Source organism: Burkholderia torrens, from assembly GCF_984668525.1.
Window position 1 is genome coordinate 2,845,045 of the sequence record NZ_OZ480212.1, and the last position, 15,492, is coordinate 2,860,536.

Annotated in this window: 13 protein-coding genes; 6 read left to right on the forward strand and 7 right to left on the reverse strand. The window is 66.5% G+C overall.

Features of this window, described 5'->3' with window-relative positions:
* Nucleotides 1-73: 73 nt before the first annotated feature.
* On the forward strand, nt 74-2,521 hold the full coding sequence (locus AC5LXX_RS29050) for a phosphocholine-specific phospholipase C (RefSeq protein ID WP_493412018.1): 2,448 nt from the start codon (nt 74-76) through the stop codon (nt 2,519-2,521).
* 476 nt (nt 2,522-2,997) lie between these two features.
* On the forward strand, nt 2,998-3,588 hold the full coding sequence (locus AC5LXX_RS29055) for a GNAT family N-acetyltransferase (RefSeq protein WP_493412019.1): 591 nt from the start codon (nt 2,998-3,000) through the stop codon (nt 3,586-3,588).
* Nucleotides 3,589-3,618: 30 nt separating this feature from the next.
* Here the strand turns inward: AC5LXX_RS29055 and tam are convergent, their stop codons facing one another.
* Nucleotides 3,619-4,404 (reverse strand): trans-aconitate 2-methyltransferase, encoded by a 786-nt coding sequence (gene tam / locus AC5LXX_RS29060; protein ID WP_493412020.1) that lies wholly within the window; start codon nt 4,402-4,404, stop codon nt 3,619-3,621.
* Between the two features lie 133 nt (nt 4,405-4,537).
* Between tam and AC5LXX_RS29065 the strand changes: the two genes are divergently transcribed.
* Nucleotides 4,538-5,458, forward strand: a complete 921-nt coding sequence (locus tag AC5LXX_RS29065; RefSeq protein ID WP_493412021.1) for a LysR family transcriptional regulator — start codon at nt 4,538-4,540, stop codon at nt 5,456-5,458.
* Between the two features lie 63 nt (nt 5,459-5,521).
* Here the strand turns inward: AC5LXX_RS29065 and AC5LXX_RS29070 are convergent, their stop codons facing one another.
* The 6 genes from AC5LXX_RS29070 to AC5LXX_RS29095 form a co-directional block, all read right to left on the reverse strand.
* The gene (locus tag AC5LXX_RS29070; protein ID WP_493412022.1) at nt 5,522-5,956 is read right to left on the reverse strand and encodes a GNAT family N-acetyltransferase; all 435 of its coding nucleotides are present in this window, start codon (nt 5,954-5,956) and stop codon (nt 5,522-5,524) included.
* Between the two features lie 128 nt (nt 5,957-6,084).
* Nucleotides 6,085-6,924, reverse strand: a complete 840-nt coding sequence (locus AC5LXX_RS29075) for an ABC transporter permease subunit (protein ID WP_493401781.1) — start codon at nt 6,922-6,924, stop codon at nt 6,085-6,087.
* Nucleotides 6,921-7,907, reverse strand: coding sequence for an ABC transporter permease subunit (locus AC5LXX_RS29080; RefSeq protein ID WP_493412023.1), 987 nt, complete (start codon nt 7,905-7,907; stop codon nt 6,921-6,923). Before AC5LXX_RS29080 ends, AC5LXX_RS29075 begins: the two co-directional genes overlap by 4 nt.
* Before the next feature lie 10 nt (nt 7,908-7,917).
* Entirely contained in the window at nt 7,918-9,018 is a 1,101-nt protein-coding gene (locus AC5LXX_RS29085; protein WP_493412024.1) for an ABC transporter ATP-binding protein, read from the reverse strand.
* A 484-nt stretch (nt 9,019-9,502) separates the two neighbouring features.
* Complete coding sequence (gene cynS, locus AC5LXX_RS29090) at nt 9,503-9,973, reverse strand: cyanase (RefSeq protein ID WP_047901820.1); 471 nt, start codon at nt 9,971-9,973, stop codon at nt 9,503-9,505.
* Between the two features lie 36 nt (nt 9,974-10,009).
* On the reverse strand, nt 10,010-10,669 hold the full coding sequence (locus AC5LXX_RS29095; protein ID WP_124456640.1) for a carbonic anhydrase: 660 nt from the start codon (nt 10,667-10,669) through the stop codon (nt 10,010-10,012).
* A 113-nt stretch (nt 10,670-10,782) separates the two neighbouring features.
* On the opposite strand from AC5LXX_RS29095, the gene cynR reads away from it, so the two are divergent.
* From cynR to AC5LXX_RS29110, 3 genes are all read left to right on the forward strand, one after another.
* The gene (cynR, locus tag AC5LXX_RS29100; protein ID WP_493412025.1) at nt 10,783-11,679 is read left to right on the forward strand and encodes a transcriptional regulator CynR; all 897 of its coding nucleotides are present in this window, start codon (nt 10,783-10,785) and stop codon (nt 11,677-11,679) included.
* A gap of 209 nt (nt 11,680-11,888) precedes the next feature.
* Nucleotides 11,889-14,441 (forward strand): type VI secretion system Vgr family protein, encoded by a 2,553-nt coding sequence (locus AC5LXX_RS29105; RefSeq protein ID WP_493412026.1) that lies wholly within the window; start codon nt 11,889-11,891, stop codon nt 14,439-14,441.
* Nucleotides 14,438-15,487: a DUF4123 domain-containing protein gene (locus tag AC5LXX_RS29110; RefSeq protein ID WP_493412027.1), complete on the forward strand. Its 1,050-nt coding sequence runs from the start codon at nt 14,438-14,440 to the stop codon at nt 15,485-15,487. Before AC5LXX_RS29105 ends, AC5LXX_RS29110 begins: the two co-directional genes overlap by 4 nt.
* The last annotated feature ends 5 nt before the right edge of the window (nt 15,488-15,492 follow it).

The window sequence follows — 15,492 nt, forward strand, 5'->3', positions numbered from 1 at the left end:
CGGTCCTGCACTGCGCAAGCGCGTGCCACTGACCGGCACCGGCCCCACTCGTCATCCAGGACAGAGAGCGATCATGCAAAACAAACCCACGACACGACGTCAATTCCTCGCCGATGCGCTGAAACTCGCCGGCGCCACCGCGGTGACGGGCATGCTGCCCGAAAGCATCCTGCGCGCGCAGTCGATTCCGGCCGCAACCGTCACCGGTACGCTTCAGGATGTACAGCACGTCGTCATCCTGATGCAGGAAAACCGGTCGTTCGACCATTATCTCGGCACGCTGCGCGGCGCGCGCGGCTTCGGCGATCCACGGCCGGTCGTGATTTCCAGCGGCTATCCGGTCTGGCGCCAGCCGTCGCTGCTGTCGTACGTGTTTCCGTTCAACCCGTCGCCGCCCGTTTCCGGCGTCGCGAACGGCGATACGTACTACGGCGACCTCGATCACAGCTGGAACGGCACGCACAGCGCATGGAACAACGGCCGCTACGACAACTGGGTCGCCGCGAAAACGAGCGGCACGATGTACTACTTCACGCAGAACGACATTCCGTTCTACTACGCGCTGGCCAGCGCGTTCACCGTGTGCGATGCCTACCACTGCTCGATGCTCGGCCCGACGGACCCGAACCGCCTGTATCTGTGGACCGGCTGCTGCGGCAACGTCGCCGGCTATTCGCCGTACACGACGAACACGATGACCGGCACCGGCTGGACCACGATGCCGGAACGCCTGAACACGGCCGGCGTCACGTGGAAGTTCTACCAGGACAAGGGCAACGGGCTGGATTCCGGCCACGGCTACGGCGAGTACAACGGTTCGAGCAAGGATCTCTGGTGGAACGGCAACTACGGCGACAACGTCATCCTGAACTTCAAGCAGTACCAGAACCTCGGCGCCAATGACCCGCTCGCACCGGCGCTCGACGGCACGCAGATCGACCCGACCGGTGGCGGCACGGAATACGACACGAACCTGTTCAGTCAGTTGCGCGCCGACGTCGCGAACGGCACGCTGCCGCAGGTGTCGTGGATCGCTGCGCCGTATGCGTATTGCGAACACCCGTCGTGGGCCGCGAGCGGCGGCGAATGGTATGTGAGCAACGTGCTCAATGCGCTGACGTCGAATCCGGCGGTATGGGCCAGCACCGTGCTGCTCGTGATGTACGACGAAAACGACGGCCTGTTCGACCATGTGCCGCCGGCCGTCCCGTCGAGCGCCGCCGCCGGCACTGGTCGGTCGACGGTTTCGACCGCCGCGGAATTCGTCGCCGGCGGCGGCGCCGCATCGGACGGCTCCGCAAGCGGCGACGTGCCGATCGGGCTCGGCCCGCGCGTGCCGATGTTCGTGATCTCGCCGTGGTCGAAGGGCGGCAAGGTCAACTCGCAGGTCTTCGATCACACGTCGGTGATCCGCTTCCTGGAAGCGCGCTTCGGGCTGCAGGAGACCAACATCACGCCGTGGCGTCGCACGGTGTGCGGCGATCTCACGTCGGCGTTCGATTTCGCGAATCCCGACCAGACGATTCCGGCGATCCCGGCCGCGGCCAGCCACATGGACCCGAACGGCTCGACGGTGCTGATTCCCCCGGCCACCACCACCGCGGTCCCCGCGCAAACGGCCGGCCGCAACACCGCGTGCCGGCTGCCGTACGAGTTCTTCGTCCAGGGCCAGGTCAACCGCGCCGGCAAGACACTCGCGCTGACGATGACCAACACAGGTGCGGCCGGCGTGCACCTGCAGGCGTGGGTCGACGGCACGAGCACGACGCCGCGGCAGTACACGATCGGCGCCGGCACGGGCGCGTGCCTCACGGATTCGCTCGCCCTGAATTCGGGCGGCGGCTACGACTACTCGATCTACGGCCCGAACGGGTTCCTGCAAACGTTCCGCGGCACCATCGGCGCATCGGGCAACACGGGATCGACCGGCGAAGTGCGCCTCTGCTATGACGTGCAGAACGGCAACGTGCAGATCACGCTCGACAACTCGGCCGGCTCGAATGCGACGACGTTCCAGCTCGTCGACAACGCGTACGGGATGAACGGCGCGCAATCGGTCAGCGTGCCGGCCGGTGCGACGCGGGCCGTCACGTGGTACGGCGACGCCGGCTGGTACGACGCGAGCATCCGCGACGCGAACGATCCGAATTTCCTGCGTCGTATCGCGGGCTGCGTGCAGGCGCAATCGGGCACGTTGCTGACGGACTCGGCGATCGGCAATACGAACGGGAAATTCGTCGCGGCGCTGGCGTCGCAGGGGTCGTCGTACGGCACGCTACGGTTCGACTACGTCGTGCCGCCGTGGCGCCACAGCCCGAAGAACTGGGTCGGCATCTATCCGCGCGGCGCGCAGCCGACCAAGGGCGGCTACAAGTCGTGGGCGTACCTCCCCAAGAGCACCGGCTCGTTACTGTTCTCGTCGACCGCGAACAGCACGCTCGCGTCGGGCCAGTACGATGCATGGCTGCTGTTCGACGACGGCTACACGCCGCTCGCCGGCCCCATCGCGATCAGCATCTGAGGTCACCGCGGTTAAGTCGTCGTTTCGACGTCCCGGCCGGCGCGCATGCATGACGCGCGCCGCCGGACGCCACGCTCGAACGAGCAACCAACAATGATTCGGGTTCCTGTCGTCTTTCATCCACCGGCGATCGACGGCCGAAGCGGATCGGAGACGCGACGCACGGCGCCCGCCGTCATCGCACCGGTACCCGCACCGCGGCGACACCGAAATCCAGCATAATCGGGCGGTTGAACGCGCACCGCAGCCGGCGCGTGCGGGTCGCAAACGTGTGCGACGCCGCCCGGTGTACAGCTGGCCCCTGATCGGCGGCCGGGCACTCAGCCGGTCCGTGCCGGTTTCGCGTGCAGCGAATTGTGCAGATGCAGAGAACGAAGAACGGAAGAGGACGCAATTGGCCGCGTATCAGTATCAGTGCGCCGACGATCGCGTCACCGACGAGACCACACCCTCCGCCGAAGACAGGACACCGACATATGGACCGATCCGAGCACATCAGCATCGAACCGGCGATCTCGCTTGCCGCCGACGAACTGGACCGCTGCGACTTCTCGTTCGACATCGCATGGGAGCTGAATGCGCCGTATCAGGATTTGCTCGACCTTCGTGCACTGCCCGCGCGCCGCAAGGACTACGGGTTCGATCCGGCCGGCTGGGCAGACGAAGCGGCGGGCAGGACGGCGCTCTTTCGCGCGACCGTGGGCGGGCAGTTCGCCGGCTTCGTCGCGGTCGCCGAGAGCTGGAACGGCATGGCCGAAATCGCGGAGCTGGCCGTCGACCGGGAACATCGGCGCGTCGGTATCGGGCAATTCCTGCTGGCGGCAGCGGAAGCGTGGGCGCGCAACCACGGATTCGGCTTCATGCGGCTGGAAACGCAGGCGAACAATGTCGCGGCCTGCTCCACCTATGCGCGTGCAGGCTTCGCCCTCGGCGGGCACGACCGCTTCCTGTACGCCGACGGCGAAAACGCCGGGGAAGTCGCGCTGTTCTGGTACAAGGACCTGCGCGACGGGCAGACCGCACGGAGCCGCACGGTCGACCCTGCATCGGTGCGGCCGGTGCGCTGACGCACAACCGCCCGGCGCGTCATTGCCGCATCACTTCCGCGTCGCGACGATGAACAGCCGTGGGAACGGCAACAGCACGGTACCGTCGTCGAGTGCCGGATAGCCGTCTGGCCCGGCGATCGCGTCGCGATAGCGCTCGAGGAACGCGCGCTGTTCGGCGTCGTCGAGCGCGGCGAGGAACGGCCGCAGCGCACTCCCCTTGAACCATTCGACAACCGCGTCCGCCCCGCCGCGCAGCGGATGGTAGTAGGTCGTGCGCCACACGTCCACGCGCGAACACAGCGGCGACAGCAGCGCGTGGTAGTACCGCGCATCGAACCGCTCGGTGCGCGCCGCCCCTTGCAGCTTGTCGGCCCACGGCCCGGCTGCGGCGACCTCGCGCATCAGCCGGTGCGCGGGCTCGTCGAGGTTGTCCGGCATCTGCACCGCGAGATGGCCGCCCGGCGCGAGCCGGCCGACGAGCGCCGGGAACAGCGTGTCGTGGGCGGGCACCCATTGCAGCACCGCGTTCGACAGGATCAGGTCATAGCCGCCCGGGTCGTCCCACGTCGTGACATCGGCAATGTCGAAACGCAGCGCCGGCAGCCGCTTGCGCGCGGCCGCGATCATGTCCGCCGATGCGTCGATCCCGTGGATCGTCGCTTCCGGCGCGCGTGCCATCAGCGCCTCGGTCGAATTGCCGGGCCCGCAGCCGATGTCGATCGCAGTATGGATCGGCGTCTTGGGCACGGCGGCCAGCAGGTCGCGCACCGGCCGCGTGCGTTCGTCCTCGAACCGCACGTACTGGTTCGCGTATTGATCGAGTGGGGTCGTCACGAAGGTTCTCCTTGTCGGCAGCGGCGGCAAGCGTGCCGGGAGGGAGGCAGGCAGCCGCCGATGCAGCGCATTCTGCGACCGCGCTCGGCCTTCAGTAAAATGAATTTAATATCGTGATTGATTCAAGATTCTGATGAAGATCGATACGCTCGGTGTCCAGGCTTTCGTCGCGATCGCGGACGGCGGCAGCTTCAGGCAAGCGGCCGACACGCTGCACGTCACGCAAACGGCGATCACGCAGCGGCTGCGCAAGCTCGAATCCTATCTCGGCGTCGCGCTGGTCGAGCGCACCACGCGCCGCACCACGCTGACCGAGATCGGCCGGCGCTTCCTGCCGCAAGCGCGCCGGCTGCTGAACGAATTGTCCGACGCGCTGACCGAAATCCGCGAGACGGGCCTGAGCCAGCGCGGCGACGTCACGATCGCGTGCGTGCCGACGGTCGGCGTGCAGTACCTGCCGCGCATCCTGCGCGCCTTCTCCGGGCACCGGCCGCACGATCGCGTGAAGATCCTCGATCACGCGTCGGCGTCGGTACTGCAGGCCGTGCTGCGCCGCGAAGCCGAATTCGGCATCAGCATCGCCGGCGATCAGCACCCCGAACTCGTCAGCGTGCCGCTCACCCACGACCCCTACCTGCTCGTGTGCCGCGACGATCATCCGCTCGCGAAGCGGCGGCGCATTCGCTGGGCGGCGCTGCAGCCGCATCCGCTGATCTTCGCCGGCGAAGTGAGCGGCAATCGCGGGCTGCTCGAAGGTGCATTGAAGACGAGCGGCGTGTCGCTGCATTCGTTCTACGAAGTGCAGCGCAGCTCGACGGCGCTCGGGCTCGTCGCCGAAGGGCTCGGCGCGGCCGTCGTGCCGAAGCTCGCGATCCAGAAGAATGCCTATCCGATGATCCGCACGATCGAGCTCGTCGAGCCGTCGGTGTCGCGCACGCTCGTGCTCGTCACGCGCAAGAGCGCGCAGCTGTCGCCGGCCGCCCGCGCACTGTACGACATGATCGTCGCACGGGCGGCACCCACGCGGTCATCCTCGAGCGTGCCGGTTGGGTAGCAGCGGGACATCGCCGCGTGTCGGCAGGTGTCAGGAGCCTGCGTCATTGCCGGCGAATCGCGTTTACAGCACCTTCACCATGAACACGCGCGACGCGCCTTCCGGCTCGCACGGCACTTCGCCGAATGCTTCGTAGCCTTGTTTCCGGTAGAAGTCCGGCGCCTGGAACGAGATCGTGTATAGCACCGCACGCGCGCACCCGCGTCGTTTCGCTTCCGCTTCGGCCTCGCGCAGCAGCCGGCTGCCGAGGCCGCCGCCGCGCAGCGACTCGGGCAGGTAGAACAGGTCGATGAAGAAGAGACCGAGCGACGTGCGCCCCGTCAAGCCGCCCATGATCTCGCCGGTCGCGAGATCGGTGACGTACACGTCGAGCGCGGCCGCATCCGAGCGCCCCGTCATCGCGTGGTTGAATTCGCCGAGCTTGCGGCTGATGAGATCTCGTGCGGCCGGCTGCTCGGTGTCGGTCAGTCGGAGGGTAACGTCGGGATGGGCGGTCATCGGGCAAATGCGTGCGTGAACGGGCCGCCGGGCATGCAGCACCGCGGCGGGCATCGCACGACTATAGCGCGTCGCCCGCTGCGTGGCGACCGCGCCATTGCCGCGCGATACCGCTCCCGGCCACACGCTCACGCCATCGCGAACGCCGCCTTCAGGTCGGCCATCCGGCGCCGCTCGCGGGCGATCATCATCCGGTTCACCACGATCACGCCGATCGTCACGGCCGTGATGAACAGCGTCGCCAGCGCATTCATCTCCGGGTTCAGCCCCAGCCGCACGCGCGAGAACACCACCAGCGGCAGCGTCGTCGAGCCCGGCCCCGACAGGAACGCCGACAGCACCAGGTCGTCGATCGACAGCGTGAACGACAGCAGCCACCCCGACAGCAGCGCCTGCGAGATCAGCGGCAGCGTCACCACGAAGAACACCTTCAGCGGCGTCGCGCCCAGATCCAGCGCAGCCTCCTCCAGCGACTTGTTCATCTCCTTCACGCGCGACTGCACGATGATCGCCACGTACGACACGCACAGCATCACGTGACCGATCCAGATCGTCAGCATCCCGCGACCTTTCGGCCAGCCGAACATCTGCTCCAGCGCCACGAACAGCAGCAGCAGCGAGATGCCCTGGATCACCTCCGGAATCACCAGCGGCGCGTTGATCATCCCCGTGTACAGCGTGAAGCCCTTGAAGCGGCCGAAGCGCGCGAGCACGAAGCCCGCCCACGTGCCGATCACGACCGACGCGGTCGCCGTCAGCAGGCCGATCTTCAGCGACAGCCACGCGGCCGTCAGCAGCTCGTCGTCCTCCAGCAGCGCCGCGTACCACTTCAGCGAGAAGCCCGACCATACCGTCACCAGCTTCGACTCGTTGAACGAGTACACGACGAGACTGATGATCGGGATGTACAGGAACAGGAAGCCGAAGGCGAGGACGCCCGTCGACAGCGGTTTGCTCGGCTTGATCATTTCGCTTCCTCCAGTTCCTTGACCTGGTAGTACTGGAACAGCGCCATCGGCACCAGCAACAGCAGCACCATCGCGACCGTCACCGCCGACGCCATCGGCCAGTCCATGTTGTTGAAGAACTCATCCCACATCACGCGGCCGATCATCAGCGTGTCGGCACCGCCGAGCAGCTCCGGAATCACGTATTCGCCCACCGCCGGGATGAACACCAGCAGGCTGCCGGCGATGATCCCGTTCTTCGACAGCGGCAGCGTGATCCGCGTGAACGCGACCCACGGCTTCGCGCCCAGGTCATACGCGGCTTCGAGCAGCGTCAGGTCCATCTTCACGAGGTGCGCGTACAGCGGCATCACCATGAACGGCAGGTACGAATAGACCATCCCGATGTAGACGCCCGCATCGCTGTGATACAGCCGCAGCGGCGTGTGGATGATGCCGAGCGCGATCAGCGTGTGGTTCAGCAGGCCGTCGTCCTTCAGGATGCCGATCCAGGCGTACACGCGGATCAGGAACGACGTCCAGAACGGCAGCATCACGGCCATCATCAGCACGTTGCGGCGGTTCGGCTCCGAGCGCGCGATGTAGTACGCCATCGGATAACCGATCAGCAGGCACAGCACGGTCGACACGGCTGCCATCTTCAGCGAGCTGAGGTAGGTCGCGATATACAGGTCGTCCTGCAGCAGGAACGCGTAGTGCGACAGCTGCAGCGCGAAGTGCACGACGCCGTCCTTGAACTCGACGAGCGACGTGTACGGCGGGATGCCCATCACCTGGTCGGCGAAGCTGATCTTCAGCACCAGCACGAACGGCAGCGCGAAGAACACCGCGAGCCACAGGAACGGCACGCCGATCGCGACGCTGCGCCCCGACGGCAAGAAGCGCGACAGCGCGGCGAAGCGGCCCGGGCGGGCGCGGGCCGCGCCAGCGCTCGCGGCGCCGGTCGACACCGGCGTGGAGGGCGTGGAAGCAGAGGTTCTCATCGCGTCGTCCTCATTGCGTCAGCACGACGCCGCTGGCCGGCGACCACGACACGAACACGTCGTCGTTCCACGCCGGTGCGTTGTCGCTCATCAGGTGCGAGCTCGACAGGTTCGACACGACCGTCTTGCCGCTCGGCAAGCGCACGTGGTACAGCGAGTAGCTGCCCATGTACGCGATGTCGGTCACGACGCCGCGCGCCCAGTTGTGCTTCGAACCGGGCTTCTCGCGCGACACGTGGATGCGCTCCGGGCGCACCGAGATGCCGACCGGCATTCCGAGCGGGCCCGTGATGCCGTGGCTCACGTACATGCGCGTTTCGAGGTCGTCGCTCTCGACGAAGATGTGATCGGGCTCATCCTCGACCACGCGGCCTTCGAACAGGTTGGTCGAGCCGATGAATTCGGCGGAGAAGCGGCTGTTCGGAAACTCGTACACCTCGCCCGGCGCGCCGATCTGCACGATCTTGCCTTCGCTCATCACCGCGAGGCGGCTGGCCATCGTCATTGCCTCTTCCTGGTCGTGCGTGACCATCACGCAAGTCACGTCGACCTTCTCGATGATGTTCACGAGTTCGAGCTGGGTCTTCTGGCGGATCTTCTTGTCGAGCGCGGACATCGGCTCGTCGAGCAGCAGCAGCTTCGGGCGCTTGACCAGCGAGCGCGCCAGCGCGACGCGCTGCTGCTGGCCGCCGGAGAGCTGGTGCGGCTTGCGCTGCGCGTACTTGCTCATCTGCACGAGCGCGAGCGCATCGGCCACGCGCTCCTTGATCTCGTGCTTCGGCGTGCCCTCCTGCTTCAGGCCGAACGCGACGTTCGATTCGACCGTCATGTGCGGGAACAGCGCGTACGACTGGAACATCATGTTCACGGGGCGGCGGTACGGCGGCAGCGACGCGAGGTCCTCGCCGTCGACGAAGATCCTGCCGGAGGTCGCCGTCTCCAGCCCGGCGAGCATGCGCAGCAGCGTCGACTTGCCGCAGCCCGAGCTGCCGAGCAGGGCGAACAGTTCGTTCTTCGCGATCGTCAGGTTCACGTTGTCGACGGCCGTGCTGTCGCCGAACTTCTTCACGACGTTCTCGATGCGGACGAACGCGTCGTTCGGCTTGAGCATTTCTGCCGTTGAACGATTCAATGCATCAGGTGTACTGAATGAATCACGTTTCATGATGGTCCGTGTTGAGCAGGTAAGCGAATCTCAGGCGTCAGGCGCGGCCGGAATCGGCCGATGCACCGGCTATCGTGAACATTTCATCGGTTTTCATCGGGCTTTCCGCACGTTTCCGTCGTCTCCAGGGCGAATTTTTAAACCCGTCAAAAACTTTTTGGATCGCGGATTTCCGTTCCGGACATTGAACGGGATCGATGTTTGGGGAGGCAGGAAAAAGAGGGGCACGACACGGCGCCGCGCGGCAGCGCGGGCACCCGGCGGCACACGTGCCGCCGGGCGAAACGGAGGGTGGGGAAAACGAGCAGCCGGGGCGGCTGTCGCGCGCGGCCTGAGCGCCGAACGGAATGGCGGAAACGCGCGCCGGCCGGCAGCCGGCGCCCGTCGGGCGGAACCTGCACGACACCGCTGCTGCGGCGCCGCGCCGGCGTCAAAACGGCTTGGTCGGCAGGTACTTGCCGTCGAGCGTGATCACCGCGCGCGAACCGCCCTCGGGATCGTCGACCTTCTTCACGTCGAGCCGGAAGTTGATCGCGCTGATGATGCCGTCGCCGAACTTCTCGTGGACGAGCGCCTTCAGCGTCGTGCCGTACACCTGCAGCATTTCGTAGAAGCGGTAGATCGTCGGGTCGGTCGGCACGCGATCGTCGATGCTGCCGCGCAGCGGGATCGTCTGCAGCAGCAGTACCGCATCGTCGTCGAGGCCGAGCTTGTCGGCGACGACGCGCGCCGCATCGGCCGGCAGCGCATGCTGGCCGAGCAGCGCTGCCGTGACGAACGCTTCGCTCAGGCCCGTGCCTTCGGTGAGCTGCGCGAACGACAGGTTCTTGCGCGCCTTCGCGAGGACGACGGTTTCCGCAAGCGCGTGGCGGGCAGTCTGGCTGTGCTGGGACTGGATCATGGCAATTCCTCGTGGTGGGGTGGGAGCAATCCGGATTCAGGCCGCGACGGCGAGCGTCGCGGGGGTCGCGCGGACACCGGGGTGGTCCGCGAGGGACACGAACCGGCCGGTCGCGCCGTCGTAGGCGTCGATGCAGCCCGATTCGATGTCGTAGACCCAGCCGTGCAGTGCGAGACGCCCTTCTTCGAGCGCGAGCCGCACGGCGGGGTGCGTCTTCAGGTTGGCGAGTTGCGCGACGACGTTCTCGCGCACCATCGAGTCGATCCGCTCGCGTTCGCTGCGATGCGTGCGCGCCTCGTTCACGACGCGTGCCGAATCGGCATAGCGCAGCCAGTGGCCGACGGCCGGCATGTGGTCCATGCATTGGCAGGTCGCGATCGCCGTCATCGCGCCGCAGTCGGAATGGCCGCAGATCACGACGTCGGTCACGCGCAACGCGGCGACCGCATATTCGACCGACGCCGACACGCCGCCCGGCTCGGGGCCGTAAGACGGCACGATGTTGCCGGCGTTGCGGATCACGAACAGGTCGCCCGGTTCGCGCTGCGTGACGAGTTCCGGCACGAGCCGGCTGTCCGAGCACGAGATGAACAGCGCGCGCGGGTTCTGGCTGCGTGCGAGGTCGCGGAACAGCGCGGCGCGTTCCGGATAGGCGTCGCGCTGGAACTTCAGGAAGCCTTCGATGATGTCCTTCATCGCGTGTTCTCCGGTGCAGGTGGAATCGATGAAGGGCAGGTTACGCCGGACTTCCAATAACGTAAAAGACCGATTTATGATCTAGCCGATAAGCACGACTTATAGGATCCGCCATGCTGCTGCGCCATATCAACTACTTCCTGGCCGTCGCCGAGCACCGCAGCTTCACGCGTGCGGCCGCCGCGCTGCACGTGTCGCAGCCCGCGCTGTCGCAGCAGATCCGCCAGCTCGAGGAGACGCTCGGCGCGCAGCTGTTCGACCGCACCGGGCGCGTCACGCGGCTGACGGACGCCGGCGACGTGTATTTCCGCTATGCGCGGCAAGCGCTGCACGATCTCGCGGAAGGCCGGCGCGCGATTCACGACGTGCAGGACCTGAGCCGCGGCTCGCTGCGAATCGCGGTCACGCCGACTTTCACGAGCTATCTCGTCGGGCCGCTCGTCGAGGCGTTTCATGGGCGTTATCCGGACGTGACGCTGTCGGTGCGCGAGATGTCACAGGAGCGTATCGAGACGCTGCTCGTCGACGACGAGCTCGATGTCGGCATTGCGTTCGCGGACGTGCAGTCGGCGGATATCGAAGTGGAGACACTGCTGGTCGAGACGCTCGCGCTCGTCGTGAACCGTCGGCATGCACTCGCGGGCAAACGCAGGGCCGGCCTGCGCGCGCTGCACGACGCGCCGCTCGTACTGCTCACCGCGGAGTTCGCGACGCGCGCGCAGATCGACCGTTATTTCCGCGTGCACGATGTGCAGCCGCGCGTGCTGATGGAAGCGAATTCGCTGGGGGCGGTGATCGAGATCGTGCGCCGCACGCACCTCGCGACGCTGCTGCCCGCGACGATCGCGACCGGGCACGACGATCTCGTCGCCGTCGCGCTCGATCCGGCCGTCCTGCGGCGCACGGCTGTGCTGCTGCAGCGCAAGGGCGCTTACCGCAGCGCGGCCGCGCGTGCGTTCGTCGAGCTGGCGCTCGCGCAGGCGGCGCGGCCGGTCGAGCGTTCACGATGACATGGACCATCGCGCGCGCCCCGCTCGGCCGCTGACGACCGTCTGGCCGGCTGCACGTGTCGCGCGGGGCACCACGTCCAGCCGGTGCTGACGTCGCCGAAATCGTGTGATTTATCCTGTAAAATCGCGAATCGAGAGAATTTGTACGATAAAACCGGCGATCGAATCGCCTGCCCGCTCATCGTTCTCGATTCAAGAGGGCCACGACGATGAATTCCCAAGAACTGGTTCGCGCGATCGGCGGCGGCCTGTTTCAGCAAGCTCGCCTGCTCAAGCTCGACACGCCGCTGGGCCAGAATGTTCTGCTTCCGCAGACGGTTCACGGTGTATCCCGGCTGGGCCGCGATTACACGTTGACGGTCGACGCCGTGTCGACCCGCGACAATATCGAGCTGAAAAAGCTGATCGCACAGCCGGTCACGCTGTGGATCGAACAGCAAGGCGACGCCTATCTGCCATGGCACGGCTACGTGCAGACCGCGCGCCGGCTCGGCTTCGACGGCGGCGTCACCGCGTACCAGATCCGTTTCATGCCGTGGCTCGGCTTCCTCCGGTACCGCCGCGACCAGCGCATCTGGCAGGATCGCACCGCCGACGAAATCCTGACCGACGTTTTCAACCAGCATCCGCAAGCCGCCGGCATGTTCCGGTTCGCGCTTTCCGCGCCGCTGCGGAACCGGTCGTTCTGCATGCAGTTCGAGGACGACTGGCATTTCGTCCATCGCCTGCTCGAGGACGAAGGCCTGTTCGGCTATTTCGAACAGGCCGCCGATGGCTCGCACCACACGCTGGTGATCACCGATTCGCTCCGTTCGCTGCCCACCGCCGCGCCGGCACGCGTGCCGTTCCAGCGCACGGCCTCGGACGACGAGACCCAGGCGCTCCTCCAGTGGTCGGGCTCGCGCACGTTGCAGAGCAGCCACTACACGACGCGCACGTTCGACTACAAGTCACCCGGCACGGCACTCAATCCGAAGGGCACCGACGTACCGACCCGGCCCGATCAGGGCGACCTGCCGAACCAGGCCGAGGTCTACATGTATACGGGCGCCTATACGTACGGCGCCCAGGGTGACGGCAACCGCCAGTCGACCATCCGGATGGAAGAATGGGAGTCGCGCGCAAAGCGCTTCCACGGCATCGGCGGGATGCGCGGCATCGACGCGGGCCGCGTGTTCGAGCTGACCGACCATGCGGCCCACCCGCCGGCCGAACAGGACGGTAACCGGTTCGCCGTCGTCGAGACGGTGTGGTGGATCAGAAACAACATTCCGGCCATGCCGTCGCATTTCCCGCACGGCCTGGCCGCCCGGTTCGATGCAATGAAGGCGCAACTCGGCGACGCTGCCGGCGCGATGACCGTGCGCCATGCCGATGGCAGCGAAGGCTTCTATCTCGTCGAAATCGAGGCACAGCGCCAGACGGTACCGTTCCGCAGCCCGTTCGAGCACCCGAAGCCCGAGATGCATCTGCAGACCGCGACCGTCGCGGGGCCGAGGGGCGAGGAAGTCCACACCGACGAACTGAACCGGATCAAGGTCCGGTTCCACTGGGATCGCCAGAATGAAGGCGACGAGCGCGCATCGTGCTGGCTGCGCGTCGCGTCGTCGGACACGGGTGGCGGGTACGGCAGCGTGCATGTGCCGCGCATCGGCGAGGAAGTGGTCGTCGACTGGATGTCCGGCGACTGCGACCGGCCGATCGTCACCGCGCGGCTCTACAACGGCGCGACCAAACCGCAATGGCACACCGACGGGCTGCTGTCCGGATTCCGCTCGAAGGAATACGCGGGCGGCGGCTACAACCAGCTCGTGATGGACGACGCGACCGGGCAAAACCGCACGCAACTGTACAGCAGCACGGCGAACAGTCTGCTGCATATCGGTTATCTGATCGAGCAGTCCGGCAACACGCGCGGCACGTACGTCGGCAGCGGCTTCGACCTGCGAACCGACGCCTACGGTGCCGTACGCGCGAACCAGGGCCTGTACGTCACGACGCATCCGAAGGGCATGTCGAGCCAGCCGCTCGACGTGCGCGAGACACAGCAGCAGCTCGTCGGCGCCGAGGGCCTGCTCGAATCGCTGTCCGACGTGAGCGAGACGCACCAGGCCGACACGCTGAGCCCCGGTCGCGACGCGCTGAAGACGTTCACCGACGCGACCCAGCAGAGCATGCCCGGTGCCGCGTCGGGCGGACGCACGTCGGGCGGCGGGACCGGCAACGCGAATGCGTTCGCGCAGCCCGTGATGCTGTTCGGCAGCCCGGCCGGCATCGGGCTGGCGAGCCAGCAATCGGTGCAGATGGTTGCCGACCGGCACGTCAACATCGTCAGCGGCCAGACGACCCATCTCGTGACCGGGAAGTCGCTGATCGCCAGCGCGATCGCGTCGGTCAGCCTGTTCGCGCAGAACGCCGGGATGAAACTGTTCGCCGGCAAGGGCAAGGTCGAGGTCCGCGCACACGACGACGACGTCCAGATCACCGCGCAGAAGACCGTGAAGATCGTCGCCGCCACGGCGCAGATCGACGTCGCGGCCAAGCAGCCGATCCTGCTGACCTCCGGCGGTGCGTATATCCGCATCGGCAACGGCAACATCGAGATCCACGCGCCCGGCAAGGTGGATTTCAAGGGCGGAAACCACAGCTTCTCGGGCCCGGCCAGCACCGACTACCCGTTGCCGCGCCTGCCCGAAGGCGTGTGTTCGGAATGCCGACGCAGCGCCGCAAAAATGAAATCCGCATTGACGCCCCGTACATGACATCCGCCGCCTCGATGAAGCCGTTTCACGACCTGACGCGTGCGCTTCCGCTGCCGGCTCGGTGGCCGCGCACGACCGTCGCGCAACGGCATGACGATCTGCGCGACTGGCATCGCACGCGGCAAGCCGCGGAAACCCGCGCGCTGCGCCTGCTGGCGCTCGTCGACGGCGCGCTGGACGATACGATGCTCGATGCGGCACGAGCACGCGGCATCGCGTGGCAGTCGCTGTATCCGGACACGATGCTCGAAGCGTCGCGGCCCGAAATCGGCCCGTTCCTGCTCGACCTGACGGCGGACGACGACGCGTCGCGCGCGACGATGTTCGACCTGCTGAATGCCAGGAGCGATTCGGATCTCGTCGTGTGGCTCGCGACCGGTCATGCATTGCCCGCGCTCGCCGCGTATCTGCATCCGCTTGCCGAAGCGACGTTGCCGGACACGCGTCAGGCGCTGCTGCGCTACTACGATCCGTCGATTCTCGAAAACCTCGTGCCGATCCTGACGCCTGCGCAACGGCGCGAGCTGCTGGCGACGTTCGTCGAACTGCGTTATCGATTCGATCCGTGGGAGAGCATCGTCGGCGAGGAAAAGGGACCACTGCCCACCGCTGCCGCGACGCCGATTGTGTTCACGGAAGCGCAGTACGATGCGCTCGCGCGCGAGGGATTTGCGGAGACGCTTTATTTCCAGTTGCGTGACGAATTCCTGCCGCCGATGTCGGCGGTGCCGGACCGCTGGGGCATTCGCTATGTGAAGGATCTGGTCGCGCGAGCGCGGAGCCGGCATGGACTCGTGAACGAGAACGATCTCGCGTATTTCGCGCTGATCGGGATGAACGTGCATCCGGCGTTCGATGCGCATCCGGCGATCGCCGAGAAAATCGCCGCGCGCGGAGAAGCGCCTCCGCCAATGTCGTCAACGCTCGCGGATGTCGACGCGGACGTGTGGGCGGCGCTGCTCGATGCGCATCCGCTCGCCGGATATGCCGGCGAGTCGTTGGATGCCCAAGCAGTAGCGACCGATGCATCGCCTGACTCGGGTTGAGCGAC

Bases quoted from the DNA above. Each gene is read 5' to 3' on its own strand.
- AC5LXX_RS29050 (WP_493412018.1), top strand. From the start codon at position 74: ATGCAAAACAAACCCACGACACGACGTCAATTCCTCGCCGATGCGCTG.
- AC5LXX_RS29055 (WP_493412019.1), top strand. From the start codon at position 2,998: ATGGACCGATCCGAGCACATCAGCATCGAACCGGCGATCTCGCTTGCC.
- AC5LXX_RS29065 (WP_493412021.1), top strand. From the start codon at position 4,538: ATGAAGATCGATACGCTCGGTGTCCAGGCTTTCGTCGCGATCGCGGAC.
- AC5LXX_RS29070 (WP_493412022.1), bottom strand. From the start codon at position 5,956: ATGACCGCCCATCCCGACGTTACCCTCCGACTGACCGACACCGAGCAG.
- AC5LXX_RS29075 (WP_493401781.1), bottom strand. From the start codon at position 6,924: ATGATCAAGCCGAGCAAACCGCTGTCGACGGGCGTCCTCGCCTTCGGC.
- AC5LXX_RS29080 (WP_493412023.1), bottom strand. From the start codon at position 7,907: ATGAGAACCTCTGCTTCCACGCCCTCCACGCCGGTGTCGACCGGCGCC.
- AC5LXX_RS29085 (WP_493412024.1), bottom strand. From the start codon at position 9,018: ATGCTCAAGCCGAACGACGCGTTCGTCCGCATCGAGAACGTCGTGAAG.
- cynS (WP_047901820.1), bottom strand. From the start codon at position 9,973: ATGATCCAGTCCCAGCACAGCCAGACTGCCCGCCACGCGCTTGCGGAA.
- AC5LXX_RS29095 (WP_124456640.1), bottom strand. From the start codon at position 10,669: ATGAAGGACATCATCGAAGGCTTCCTGAAGTTCCAGCGCGACGCCTAT.
- cynR (WP_493412025.1), top strand. From the start codon at position 10,783: ATGCTGCTGCGCCATATCAACTACTTCCTGGCCGTCGCCGAGCACCGC.
- AC5LXX_RS29105 (WP_493412026.1), top strand. From the start codon at position 11,889: ATGAATTCCCAAGAACTGGTTCGCGCGATCGGCGGCGGCCTGTTTCAG.
- AC5LXX_RS29110 (WP_493412027.1), top strand. From the start codon at position 14,438: ATGACATCCGCCGCCTCGATGAAGCCGTTTCACGACCTGACGCGTGCG.